General features: G+C 72.2%; 12 protein-coding genes. 7 read left to right on the top strand and 5 right to left on the bottom strand.

Annotation, left to right across the window (positions count from 1 at the left end):
- Positions 1 to 43: 43 nt before the first annotated feature.
- Positions 44 to 1,231 (top strand): serpin family protein, encoded by a 1,188-nt coding sequence (locus ABD346_RS25880; protein ID WP_344378117.1) that lies wholly within the window; start codon positions 44 to 46, stop codon positions 1,229 to 1,231.
- Between the two features lie 5 nt (positions 1,232 to 1,236).
- Here the strand turns inward: ABD346_RS25880 and ABD346_RS25875 are convergent, their stop codons facing one another.
- Positions 1,237 to 1,719 (bottom strand): cupin domain-containing protein, encoded by a 483-nt coding sequence (locus ABD346_RS25875; RefSeq protein ID WP_344378115.1) that lies wholly within the window; start codon positions 1,717 to 1,719, stop codon positions 1,237 to 1,239.
- 65 nt (positions 1,720 to 1,784) lie between these two features.
- Complete coding sequence (locus tag ABD346_RS25870; protein ID WP_344378114.1) at positions 1,785 to 2,633, bottom strand: carbon-nitrogen hydrolase family protein; 849 nt, start codon at positions 2,631 to 2,633, stop codon at positions 1,785 to 1,787.
- A gap of 161 nt (positions 2,634 to 2,794) precedes the next feature.
- Here ABD346_RS25870 and ABD346_RS25865 point away from each other — a divergent pair, with 161 nt between their 5' ends.
- Positions 2,795 to 2,980 carry a hypothetical protein gene (locus ABD346_RS25865; RefSeq protein WP_189962834.1) on the top strand — a complete coding sequence of 62 codons (186 nt, stop codon included), beginning with the start codon at positions 2,795 to 2,797 and terminating at the stop codon, positions 2,978 to 2,980.
- A gap of 153 nt (positions 2,981 to 3,133) precedes the next feature.
- Complete coding sequence (locus ABD346_RS25860; protein ID WP_344378111.1) at positions 3,134 to 3,862, top strand: thioesterase II family protein; 729 nt, start codon at positions 3,134 to 3,136, stop codon at positions 3,860 to 3,862.
- Here the strand turns inward: ABD346_RS25860 and ABD346_RS25855 are convergent.
- Entirely contained in the window at positions 3,834 to 5,237 is a 1,404-nt protein-coding gene (locus ABD346_RS25855) for a class II 3-deoxy-7-phosphoheptulonate synthase (RefSeq protein WP_344378110.1), read from the bottom strand. The two genes, ABD346_RS25860 and ABD346_RS25855, sit on opposite strands and share 29 nt — an antisense overlap.
- A gap of 288 nt (positions 5,238 to 5,525) precedes the next feature.
- Here ABD346_RS25855 and ABD346_RS25850 point away from each other — a divergent pair, with 288 nt between their 5' ends.
- Together ABD346_RS25850 and ABD346_RS25845 are read left to right on the top strand one after the other, a co-directional pair.
- Positions 5,526 to 7,028 (top strand): anthranilate synthase component I family protein, encoded by a 1,503-nt coding sequence (locus tag ABD346_RS25850; protein ID WP_344378109.1) that lies wholly within the window; start codon positions 5,526 to 5,528, stop codon positions 7,026 to 7,028.
- Between the two features lie 35 nt (positions 7,029 to 7,063).
- Positions 7,064 to 7,666 (top strand): anthranilate synthase component II, encoded by a 603-nt coding sequence (locus ABD346_RS25845; protein WP_344378107.1) that lies wholly within the window; start codon positions 7,064 to 7,066, stop codon positions 7,664 to 7,666.
- 1 nt (position 7,667) lies between these two features.
- On the opposite strand, the gene pdxR is transcribed toward ABD346_RS25845, so the two are convergent.
- Positions 7,668 to 9,083: a MocR-like pyridoxine biosynthesis transcription factor PdxR gene (gene pdxR / locus ABD346_RS25840; protein ID WP_344378105.1), complete on the bottom strand. Its 1,416-nt coding sequence runs from the start codon at positions 9,081 to 9,083 to the stop codon at positions 7,668 to 7,670.
- 99 nt (positions 9,084 to 9,182) lie between these two features.
- On the opposite strand from pdxR, the gene trpD reads away from it, so the two are divergent.
- Positions 9,183 to 10,268 (top strand): anthranilate phosphoribosyltransferase, encoded by a 1,086-nt coding sequence (trpD, locus tag ABD346_RS25835; RefSeq protein WP_344378102.1) that lies wholly within the window; start codon positions 9,183 to 9,185, stop codon positions 10,266 to 10,268.
- Positions 10,269 to 10,272: 4 nt separating this feature from the next.
- Here trpD and trpC read toward each other — a convergent pair whose 3' ends face one another.
- Positions 10,273 to 11,076 (bottom strand): indole-3-glycerol phosphate synthase TrpC, encoded by an 804-nt coding sequence (gene trpC / locus ABD346_RS25830; protein WP_344378101.1) that lies wholly within the window; start codon positions 11,074 to 11,076, stop codon positions 10,273 to 10,275.
- 321 nt (positions 11,077 to 11,397) lie between these two features.
- Between trpC and ABD346_RS25825 the strand changes: the two genes are divergently transcribed.
- Positions 11,398 to 12,195 carry an AfsR/SARP family transcriptional regulator gene (locus ABD346_RS25825; protein WP_344378100.1) on the top strand — a complete coding sequence of 266 codons (798 nt, stop codon included), beginning with the start codon at positions 11,398 to 11,400 and terminating at the stop codon, positions 12,193 to 12,195.
- Positions 12,196 to 12,275: the final 80 nt, after the last annotated feature.

The following is a 12,275-nucleotide window of genomic DNA, read 5'->3' as shown; positions in this document are numbered from 1 at the left end:
AATGCGCATCGTACGCGGGCGAGTACGGGGAATGAGGGGCGGGATGGCATGCGGGGCTGCCGCGATCCAAGCGGCCAACGCGCTGACGGCACGGTGGGGAAGCACCCACGCGGGCGGGACGGGCACCGTCTTCTCGGCGGCGGGGGTCTGGCCGCTGCTCGCCCTCCTCGCGGCCGGTGCGCACGGCCCGGCGCGGGCCGAGCTGGCGGACGCCGTGGGCCTGCGCCCCGAGGACGCGGCCACCGCCGCACGGGAGTTCCTGGCCCGTGTCGGCGCGATCCGCGGGGTGCATGCCGCGACCGGACTGTGGACCAGGCGGACGCTGCCGCTGCGCCCCGAGTGGTCGGCCGCACTCCCGCCGGGCACCCACGGGGTGCTCACCTCGGACCCCGCCACGGACCGCAAGGCCCTGGACGCCTGGGCGTCCGAGCACACGGGCGGGCTGATCGAGGCCATGCCGGTGGCGGCGGACGCGGACACCGAGCTGATCCTCGCGGCGGCCCAGGCGGTGCGGACGGAGTGGGTCAAGCCCTTCTGGGTTTCGAGCAGGCACCCCGAGTCCGGGCCGTGGGCCGATCGCCGGCTGACCACCCTGCGCCGCTCGACCGCACTGCTCGACGAGGTCGCCGTCGCCGAGACCGCGCACGGCCCGCTGACCGTGCTCAAGGTGCTCGGCGACACCGGCGTGGACGTCCATCTCCTGCTCGGCGAAGAGCAGTTGACGGCAGGTCAGGTCATGACGGGCGGTATCGACGTCCTCGCGGGGCGCTGCCCGGTCGTGCCCGGCGACCGTCTGGTCCGGGGCGCGGTGGGCCCCGGCCTGACGGTGCAGGAGGTCCGCAGCAACACTCAGGAGCCCCGACTCGACGTCACCACCGTGCCGTTCGACCTCGGTGCCGAGCACGACCTGCTGGCCTCGGCGCGGCTTTTCGGCCTGGCGACGGCGAGCGAGCGGGCGAGTGGCCACTTCGACGGCATCAGCCCCGCGCCGCTGGCCATCGCCTCGGCACGGCAGGCGGCGAGGGCGACCTTCGGCGAACTCGGCTTCCGCTCCGGCACGGTGACCGCGGTCGCGATGTACGCGGGCAGCGTCCCGCCTCCCCCGCCCTACCTGGTGAGGCGCATAGAGGCGACCTTCGACCGCCCCTTCGGCTTCCTGGCCGTGCACCGCACGTCACGTCTGGTCCTCACCGCGGGCTGGGTGGCGGAGCCGGCCCCGCGGGCGGGGTAGGGCGCTCAGTCCGTCCAGTACGTGTCGTGCTTCAGGAAGAACTCCGTGCGTTCCTGCGGGCTCAGCCGGGCGACCTCGCCCACCTTCTCGAAGTACTCCTCGCGCGGGGCGCCCGGCGCGAAGAGGAGCAGCATCGAGGCGGCCTCGTCGGAGTCGTTGCGGAAGCCGTGCAGGCCGCCGGTCGGGACGTACAGGAAGTCGCCCTTCTCGGCCTCGATCCACTGCTCGCCGTTGTAGAGGCGGACCGTGCCGTCGAGGATGAAGAAGGTCTCCGAGATCGTGCGGTGGAAGTGGGTGCTGGGGCCGCCGGCGCGGGCCGCCATGTCGAGCCGGTAGAGCCCGAACTCGCCCTGCGTGGACTCGGTGGTGGCCAGGTAGTGCGTACGGCTCCCGTTCGGCGACGCCAGCTCGGCGGGCGTGTCCGCCGGCCGGAACACTGCGTTGACCTCGCCCTTCTCGCCGAAGTACCTGGGCTCCGGATACGACATGACACAGCTCCTCATGATCGGGTTCGCCACCACTCTGGCGCACGGCGGGCTCGTTCACCAGCCGCTTACCGGGCCGGAACCGCCCCCAGGAGCGTGCGCGGCTCGGCCCCCGTGTCGTGCAGGTCGCGCAGCATCGGCTCCGCCTCGCGGGCCGCGCGCAGGTGTTCCGGCAGGAGGTCGGCGAAGATCAGTTCCTCGTCCGTGGGGCCGGCCTCGGCGACGAGGCGTCCATCAGGACCCCACACCGCGCTGCTCCCGCAGGCGTGCCAGCCCCCGGTCACGCCGACGTGGTTGGACAGCACCGCGTACACCGTGTTGTCGAAGGCCCGGGCCGGGAACCAGATCCGGGACTCGTGGTGGCCGCCGCCCTCGCCGAACAGGGCGCCCACGACATACGCGTGGCAGCCGTCGAGCGCTGCGGCGCGGGCGTGCTCGGGGAACCCGGAGTCGTAGCAGACCCCCAACCCCAGCCGCCAGCCGCCCACTTGGAGGGTGACCCCGGCACGGCCCCGGCGGTAGGCCGCCCGCTCGTGCTGGAACAGGGTCTGCTTGTCGTAGCGGCCGACGACGCCGGTTTCGTCGATGACGAGGGCGGACACGTACAGTTCCCCGCCGTCCTGTACGGCGGCCCCGACCACGGCGGTGACCCCGCTCGCCCGGCAGGCCCCGGCGATCGGGGCGAGCCGGGGGTCGTCGGGCCGCACGGCACAGCGCCCGGGGTCGGCGCGGATCAGCTCTATCTCGTAGCCGCTGAGGAACTTCTCGGGAAAGACGGCGACGCGCGCCCCGCCCTCCCCGGCGGCCCGGACCATCCGCGCCACGGCGGCCGCGTTGGCCTCGACCTCCCCGGGAACGGCCTGCGCCTGTGCGGCGGCGATACGGAGGGGAGCGTCGGGAAGCTGGAATTCGATCACGGACCTCGACCCTACCGCGCGCGCGTCCACCCCCGAGCACTGTCCGTAACGACTGGACATGCGTGGAATGTCCCTCCGTGCCACGCTGGTCGAGGCCCGGGGGAGCCGCGGGAACAGCCCCGGCACCCCGCCCCCTCACACCCCTGTAGGAGTGACACCAGATGGGCATCAAGGACCAGTTCGACGACAAGTCGCAGGAGCTCAAGAACAAGGCCAAGCAGGCGATGGGCGACAAGAAGGACCAGACTCAGGAGCGCGCCCGTCAGGCCCAGGACAAGGCCCAGAGCGAGACCCAGCGCGCCCAGCAGGAGGCGCAGGACCGCTTCGACCAGGACTACGACGTCTGACGCGAGCGCCTGACGCGCAGCAGAGAGCGGCGCACCCGCGGCACCGGGTGCGCCGCTTTCGCGCCGCCCGGGTGTCAGCCCCCTGTCAGCCCCCCGCCGGATCATGGACCGCACGTATGCGGAGCCACGCCGCACGGGTCTTGGGGGCAACAAATGGTCTGGATACAACGTGTCGCGCCTCAGCCGTTCGCGGCGCGGCGGGTGGTCTGCTTTCCGCACGCCGGAGGCTCGCCCTATTTCTTCCGGGGCTGGGGCAAGGCGCTGGGCGATTTCGATGTCCATGCGGTGTGCTATCCGGGGCGTGCGGAGCGGATTGCCGAGAAGCCCGCCGCCGAGTTGATTCCCATGGCACGGGAAATCGCCCGGGAAGCAGCCCGGTTGATGGGCGAGGACGGGCGGCCCACCGTGTTTTTCGGACACAGCATGGGAGCCATCGTCGCGTACGAGGCCGCCGTGGAGCTTGCGAGCCGGGGAATCGATCTCGATCATTTCTTTGCATCGGGCGCGCGGGCCCCTCATCTGATGCGGCCCGATCCCGGCGCCCACTGGGACGACGAATCCATCGCGGCCACTCTCGTGGAACTCGGCGGCACCGATGCCGAGCTCCTGCGCAATCCCGCTTTCGTGGAACTCGTCCTGCCCTATATCGGGGCCGATTTCCGCATGCTCGCGTCGTACGACGCGCCGCCGCGCACCCCGTTGGGCTGTGCCGTGACCGCCCTGGTCGGGGCCGACGACCCCCGGGTGACCCTCCAGCAGGCGTCCGCCTGGCGGGAGTCGACCCGGGGTGCGTTCGACGTGCGGACACTGCCCGGGGACCACTTCTATCTGGCCCAGGACCCGCCGTTCGACATCATCGAAGGCTCCGCGGCCGGGCGTTGACCGGACCGCGCTCGCGGTACATCCGGGCCAGCCGGAAGGCCAGGTCCAGGGACTGGGTGTGGTTGAGCCGGGGGTCGCACGCCGTCTCGTAGCGGTGGTGCAGCTCCTCGGCGAGGACCGCGTTGCCGCCGCCCACGCACTCGGTGACGTCGTCGCCGGTGAGCTCCACATGGATGCCGCCCGGGTGGCTGCCCAGCGCGTCGTGCACCTCGACGAAGCCGCGCACCTCGTCCAGGATCGCGTCGAACCGGCGGGTCTTGTGCCCGCTCGCGGCGGTGATCGTGTTGCCGTGCATCGGGTCGCTGACCCAGCAGACCTGCGCCCCCTCCGCATTCACCTTCTCCACCAGGGTGGGCAGCAGGTCGCGGATGCGTTCGGCGCCGGCCCGGACCACGAAGGTCAGCCGGCCCGGATCGCGGTCGGGGTCCAGCCGGTCGAGCAGCCCGAGGACGGTGTCCGGGCTGGTGGTCGGCCCGAGCTTGACCGCGATGGGGTTGTCGATGCGCGAGAAGTACTCGACGTGCGCCCCGTCCAGGTCCCGGGTCCGCTCGCCGATCCACAGCAGGTGGGCGCTGGTGGCATACGTACGGCCCGACTCGGCTTCGGTGCGGGTCAGGGCCGCCTCGTAGTCGAGGAGCAGGCCCTCGTGGCCGACGAAGAACTCGGCCGTGCCCAGCTCCCGGGTGTCCACCCCGCACGCCTTCATGAAGGCCAGGCTGCGGTCGATCTCGTCGGCGAGCTCCTCGTACTGCTCGCCCACGTGCGAGTCGGCCACGAACCCCCGGTTCCAGGCGTGCACTTGGCTCAGGTCCGCGAAGCCGCCGGTGGTCAGGGCCCGCACCAGGTTGAGCGTGGTGGTCGAGGCCTCGTACATCTTCCGCAGCCGCTGCGGGTCGGGGCGGCGCGAGGCGGCGGTGAACTCCAGGCCGTTGACCGCGTCGCCGCGGTAGGAGGGCAGGGTCACGCCGTCGCGGTGCTCCTGGTTCTGGGAGCGCGGCTTGGCGTACTGGCCGGCCATCCGGCCGATCTTGACGACCGGCAGGGCCGCGGCGTGGGTGAGCACGGCGGCCATCTGAAGGAGCGTCTTGAGCTTGCCGTGGATGCCGTCGGTCGTGGTGCCCGCGAACGTCTCGGCGCAGTCGCCGCCCTGCAGCAGCACGGCCTCGCCGCGGGCGACCGCCGCCATGCGCCGGCGCAGCAGATCGCACTCGGCGGCGAAGACCAGGGGCGGCGACTTCTCAAGTCCCGCGGTGACGGAACGCAGTTCGTCCGCATCGGGCCATTCGGGCTGCTGGGCGGCGGGACGGGCGCGCCAGGATTCGGCGGCGCTTTCGGCCGAAGTCTTCGCTTTCGGATCCCAGATGCTGTTTCTCATTACTGCCTCCGGTACGGCTGGCGGGGAGGAAGACGGCTTGGTGGGAGAGGTGCGAGAAAAGTGTTTTCGGGGCGGGTCCACAACAGGCGACAACAGGGCTGCGTCGGACCGGGCCGGTAACAGATCAGCCCAGTCGGGCCGCCGGGGTCAAGCAAATCGCGAGTGGTCCGTATCGGGGGTCGCGGATTGGTCTGGCACCGGTGGTACGCCCACTGATTTGCTGAGCATGGCCGAGTGGTCCGCGTCGGCACACATTCCCAACCATCCTTCCTGCACGAGGAGTTCACCATGCCGGGAATCAGCACGATCGGTGTGCGGGTCACCGATACGGCGCTGCCGCACCACGATCCTCTCGATTTGTACGTCCGGCTGCGCGAAAGCCTCGCCGCCGACGACGTATTCCTCTTCGAAAGCGTGGACGGCGCCGACCAGGACCGCCGCTGGGCCGTCGTCGGCTTCGGCCGGCTCGCCGAGATCCGGGTCCACGAGGGGTATCTGGAGATCGACGGGGCCGCCCGGATCGCCGAGGCACTGGCCGGTCGGGCCGGTGCGGCCGGTCTCGCAGACCACACGGTCGAGTCCGGGGTGCACCGGCTGACGTTCGCCGACGCCGGGCAGATGTGGGACGTACTGGCCGGGGCGCAGGCCCTGTTCGACGTGGCCACCGACATCCCGTCGACGGCGTACGCCTTCGGGTTCCTGACGACCTTCGCGTACGAGTCCGCCTGGCACATGGAGCGCCTGCCCGAGCGCAGCAAGGAGCCGAACGGCCCGGACATCACGCTCACCCTCTTCCGCGACACCGTCTGGTACGACCTGGCCGACGGCGGGGTGCGTCAACTCAGCGCGGATAGCCCGGCGTTCGCGGACCGGCCGAGGGTCGCGGACGCGGTCCTCGCCGCCGGGGCCGCCTGGGGCGCGGTCAAGGACGCGCCGGTGCCCGAGGCGCCGGAGCCGCTCTCGGTGCGCGACAGCGTGAGCCGGGAGACGTTCCTCGGCTGGGCCGACCGTTGCCTGGAGCACATCCGGGTCGGTGACATCTACCAGATCCAGATCGGCCACCGCATCGATGTCCGCACCGAGTTGGAGCCGGTGGACGTCTACCGCAGGCTGCGCGGCCGCAACCCGTCGCCGTACATGTACCTGATGCCGCGCGCCGGGCGGACCCTGATCGGCGCCAGCCCCGAGCTGTTCTACCGGATCGAGGGCGACGAGATCACGATGCGGCCCATCGCGGGCACCGCACGGCGCTGCGCGGACGCGGAGGAGAACGAGCGCCGGGTCAAGGAGATGCGCGAGAGCACCAAGGAGCAGGCCGAGCACATCATGCTGGTCGACCTGTGCCGCAACGACATCGGGCGGGTGACCCGGCCGAGCACCCAGCCGGTGGACCGGCTGATGGCGGTGGAGACGTACTCGCACGTCTTCCATCTCGTCTCGACGATCTCGGGCCGCCTGGAGCCGGACGCCGACACCTGGCAGGCGATGCGCGCGACCTTCCCGGCGGGCACGATGACGGGCGCGCCGAAGGTCCGCGCCATGGAGATCATCGACAGCCTGGAGCAGGAGCGGCGCGGCAGCTACGCGGGCGCGGTGGGCCTCGTCGACGTACGCGGCTGGAGCGAGCTGGCGCTGACCATCCGCACCATCGAGTACGACGGCGAGACGTACTCCACGCAGAGTTCGGCGGGCATGGTGGCGCAGTCGGAGCCCGAGTCCGAGTGGCGCGAGACGCTGGCGAAGATGGGGGCCGCCTACTGGGCGCTCACCGGTCAGGAGCTGTCGTCGTGACCCGAACCGCACAGACCGAAGGAGACGTCACAGGCATGAACGTGCTGCTGATCGACGCATACGACAGTTTCGTGCACATCATCGACCAGTATCTGCGCACCCTGGGGGCGCGGACCGAGGTCGTACGGTCCCACACGCTCTCCCCCGGCGAGCTCGCCGCCCGCGAGCCCGACGCGGTGGTGCTCGGTCCCGGCCCCGGGCATCCCGCGCAGTCCGGCCATGTGGAGCTGGTGCACGAGTTCGCCGGGCGGGTTCCGCTGCTCGGCGTGTGTCTGGGGCACCAGGCGATCGCCCTCGCGCACGGCGGGCGCGTCGAGGTGGCGGACCAGGTGATGCACGGGCGGACCAGCACGGTGCGGCACGACGGGGCCGGGCTCTTCGAGGGGCTCGGGCACACCCTGGAGGTGACCCGGTACCACTCGCTGATCGTCGCCGAGCCGCTGCCCGAGGAGCTGGTGTCCACGGCGGTCGCCGTCGACCACGGCTATCTGATGGGGCTGCGCCACCGCACCCTGCCGATCGAGGGCGTGCAGTTCCACCCGGAGAGCATCACCACCACGGGCGGGCTCACGATGCTGGACAACTTCCTCGGTTCTGCGGTGGGTTGGCGCACCGCTGCGGGGCTCTCCCGGGTCTGATTCACCCGTGGGCGGCCGCCGCCACCTGCCGGACGGCCTCGCCGACGCCGGAGCGCGGCAGGTGGGCGTGGCCGATCACCAGGGCCGGGGCGCCGCGTCCCGGCCCGGTGTGGAAGGCGGCCGCGCCGCGCAGCAGGACGGAGCGGCGCAGCGCCCGGGCGACCAGGGCCGCCTCGTCGGTGCCCCGGGGCAGCTGGAGGTAGGCGTGCAGACCGGCGCCCCGGCCGAGCACCGCGGCCCCGGGAAGGTGGCGGCGTACGGCCTCCTCCAGGGATTCCCGGCGGCTGCGGGCCAGGGAGTTGAGCCGCCGCAGGTGGCGGTCGAAGAGGCCGGTGCGCAGGAGTTCGGCGAAGGTCAGCTGGGTGAGGGTCTCGGTGCCGAGGTCCTGGCGGGCGCGGGCCCGCATCAGGAGGTCGAGCAGGGGCACGGGCGCGGCCAGCCAGCCGAGCCGCAGGCCGGGCGCGAGGGACTTGCTCGCGGTGCCGGCGTAGACGACCCGCTCGGGGTCGGTGCGCTGCAACGCCAGGGGGCGGGCCCCGCGTTCGTACCAGAGCCCCCCGTCGTAGTCGTCCTCGACGATCCAGCCGTCGACGTCGCGCGCCCACCGGACGAGGGCCTCGCGGCGGCGCGGCGAGAGCGTGACTCCGGTCGGGAACTGGTGGCCGGGCGTGACCAGGACGGCGCGGGCGCCCGAGGCGGCCAGTGCCTCGACGTCGATGCCCTCCGCGTCGACCGGGACCGGCACGGCCCGCAGCCCGCTCTCGCGCACGAACTGACGCTGGCCGGGGTGGCCCGGGTCCTCGATGGCGAGCGCGTCGATGCCGATCCTGGGCAGGACCGCGCACATCAGGCCGAGGGTCTGGGCGAACCCGGCCACCACCATCAGCCCGGCGGGCGTGGTCCGCACTCCTCTCAACCGGCCGAGATATCCGGCGAGTTCGAGGCGCAGGTCCGGCTCGCCCGCGAGCGACGGGTAGTCGTGGTCCCCCGAGTCCGCCCTGTACAGGACCCGCTGGTAGCAGCCGAGCCACTCGCGGCGCGGGAACGCCGGGAGGTTGCCGCCGCCGGGCCGCAGGTCCCAGCGGACCGGCGCGGGCGGCGCGTCGAGCGGCTCGGCCGCCTCCCGGTCGTCGAGGAGCGCGGGCACCACGGACCGGTCGTCCCCGAGATGGCGCACGACCCGGGTCCCCGCGCCCTGGACCGCCTCCAGGTAGCCCTCGGCGACGAGTTGGCCGTACGCCTCCACGACCACGCTGCGTGACACGTCGAGATCGTCGGCGAGCCGTCTGCTGGACGGCAGCCGGGTGCCGGGATGAAGAATTCCCTCGGCTATCTCCCGCTTGATGAAATTCTGGATCTGCGAGGTCAGGGAATTCGAGGAGTCCCTGACCACCTCCACCGCCATGTGCAGGGCCACCGGTCCTGCCCCCCTTTACGAATTGGACCGTACATCTCGCCGGACAGTGGTCTGGAGGGCGCTTTGCGCGCCTCACAGAATGGGTTGCGCATACTTCCGATGGCGCCGTTCAAGGAGATTCCCGTGACTGCCGAGCCGCAGGGTCGTACCTGGCCGGAATTGCTGAACTCGCTTCTGGACCGGAGGGACCTCACCGCCGGGGACTCCGGCTGGGCGATGGATCAGGTGATGTCGGGCGGAGTCGGCCCGGCCCGCCTGGCCGCCTTCGTGGTGGCGCTGCGCGCCAAGGGCGAGACGGCTGACGAGATCGAGGGCCTGGTGGGCGCCATGCGCCGGCACGCCGTGCCGCTGCGGGTGCCCGGGCCCACCCTCGACATCGTCGGGACCGGCGGCGACGGCTCCAACAGCGTCAACGTGTCCACCATGTCGGCGGTCGTGGCGGCCGCCGCGGGCGCCCGGGTGGTCAAGCACGGCAACCGCTCGGCGTCCTCCGCCTGCGGCTCGGCCGACGTCCTCGAAGAGCTGGGCGTGGCCCTCGACCTGGAGCCGGAGGTGGTCGCGACGGTCGCCGAGGAGACCGGCATCACCTTCGCCTTCGCCTCGGTGTTCCACCCGTCGATGCGGCACGCGGCCGCGCCGCGCCGGGAGCTCGGCGTCCGTACCGTCTTCAACGCGCTCGGCCCGATCGCCAACCCGGCCGACCCCGCCGCGCAGGCGGTCGGCGTCGCGGACCGGCGGCTCGCGCCGCTGCTCGCCGAGGTGCTGGCCCGCCGCGGGGTGTCGGCCCTTGTGTTCCGGGGCGACGACGGGATGGACGAACTGACGGTCACCACTACCTCCACCATCTGGTCGGTCATCGGGTCCGAGGTGCGGGCCGAGTCGTTCGACCCGCGTGACATCGGCATCGGGTACGCGTCCCCCGACGCCCTGCGCGGCGGGGACCGGGCGCACAACGCGCGGGTGGCCCACGAGACGTTCGCGGGGGCGCGCGGGCCGGTCAGGGACGCCGTGCTCCTCTCGGCCGCGGCGGGCCTGGCGGCCCTCAACCCGAGCGGGCGGCCCGTCGCGGAACGGCTTGCCGAGGGCGTGGCCCGGGCCGGTGAAGCGATCGACTCGGGGGCCGCGGCCGCCGTCCTGGAACGCTGGACGACGGTCACCGCCAAGTACGCGGCCCAGGGCGGCTGAACACTCAGGTCGAGGCGGGCGCGCTGCGGCCCGCCTCGACCAGGGCGGCGACGGCGGCCGCCGGACTGCCGCCGGTCACCACCGCCTCGCCGACCAGTACGGCGTCGGCCCCCTGGGCGGCGTACGTGATGACGTCCCCGGGGCCGCGCACGCCGGACTCGGCGATGCGCACCACGCCCTCGGGGATTCCGGGGGCGAGGCGTGCGAAGGTGGCGCGGTCGACTTCGAGGGTGCGCAGGTCGCGGGCGTTGACCCCGACGACCCGGGCTCCGGCCCGCAGCGCCCGCTCCACTTCTTCCTCGTTGTGCGTCTCGACGAGCGGGGTGAGCCCGATCCCGACGGCCAGCGCGTGCAGGTCGGCGAGGAGGGGCTGATCGAGCGCGGCGACGATGAGCAGCACGAGCTCCGCGCCGTGCGCCCGCGCCTCCCACACCTGGTACGGGTCGACGACGAAGTCCTTGCGCAGCAGCGGCACCTCGACCCGGGCCGCCACCGCGTCCAGGTCGGCGAGCGAGCCGCCGAAGCGGCGCCGTTCGGTGAGCACGCTGATCGCCGCGGCACCGCCGGCCTGGTAGTCGGCGGCGAGCGCGGCCGGGTCGGCGATCTCGGCGAACGCGCCCTTGGAGGGGCTGGCCCGCTTCACCTCCGCGATGACCCGCACCCCCCGGGTGCCGCGCAGCAGCGCCGCACAGTCCCGAGCGGGCCGGGCGGCCTGCGCGCGCTCCCTCAACTCGGCCAGTGCCACCCTCTGTCGGCGTACGGCCAGGTCCGCGCGGGCTCCCTCGACGAGCTGGTCGAGCGTGTTCATATGGGCGTCCTCCCCGGTTCGACGCCGAAGGCCCGGAGCCGGTCCGGCGGGTGACCGGTGGGTGGCGCCACTGCCCCAGAACGCTATGAAGAAGCGAATACCGGAGCCATGTCCTTAAGACTTGGCTGAATGTCACAGGTGGGACTTCGGGTGGGACTTCTGCCCGCCGACCGGTCGTCCGGCCGCCGACAGAAACCGGTTAGTGGGTTTTTTGAGGCCATACCATTCGCGTCCGCGGCCGAAGGGGAAGTGATATTTCCCCGGTCGCACGGGGGTGGTCAAGAGTGACTCCGACGGTTGCTGATAACGGGGGTTACTACTGTGGAAATCAAGGTCCTGGGTGAGCTCTCTCTGTCCTGCGGGGACCAGCGGTCCCCCGTCGCCTCGAAGCGCGCGAGCACCGTACTGACCCTGCTCGCCATGACTCCCCGGGTTCCGGTCCCCTTCGACCAGATCGTCGACGAGCTGTGGGCGGACCAGACGATGACCAACCCCCGCAACGCCCTTCAGGCGATCGTCAGCCGGCTCCGCAAGCTCCTGGAGTCGGTGACCGGCCTCAAGGGGGACGAGATCGTCCGCACCGGCAGCAACGGATACCTCCTCGACGTTCCCGCCGAGACCGTGGACGCCCACCGCTTCCTCGCACTCGCCGAGGCCGGCGCCGATCTGGTGCAGCGCAACCCGGCCGAGGCCATAGTCAAGCTGGAGCAGGCCCTCGACCTGTGGCGCGGGCCCGCCCTGATGGACGCCCGGGACGGGATGCGCTGCCAGATCCACTCGGTCGGCCTGGAAGAACGCCGGATCACCGCGTTCGAGGACCTGACCGTGGCGAAGCTCGCCGTCGACGCCGAGCGCGTCTCCATGTCCGAGCTGCGCCGGCTGGCTTCCGAGCACTCCGAGCGGGAGCGGCTGAGCGAACTCCTGATGCTGGCCCTCTACCGCGACGGCCGCCAGACCGAGGCCCTCGAGGTCTTCCACGGCGCGCGCCGCCGCCTCGCCAGCGACCTGGCCCTGGAGCCGGGCCCCGCCCTGCACCACGCGTACGAGGCGATCCTCAACCAGGACGTGGTCCTCGGCCACCCCAGGCGCACTCTGCTCGGCTCGGTCCAGTCGCGCTGAGCGGCCCCCCTCCTGGGCACGGAGGCGCGGACGAAGCGACGCCCCGGCCCCAACTCCTCATCGTCCAGGCGCATGTCAGC

It is taken from the genome of Streptomyces mauvecolor, from assembly GCF_039532965.1.
Lineage (GTDB): Bacteria > Actinomycetota > Actinomycetes > Streptomycetales > Streptomycetaceae > Streptomyces > Streptomyces violascens.
Note: the sequence above shows the minus strand (reverse complement) of the source record. Positions and strands in the feature narration are given on the sequence as shown.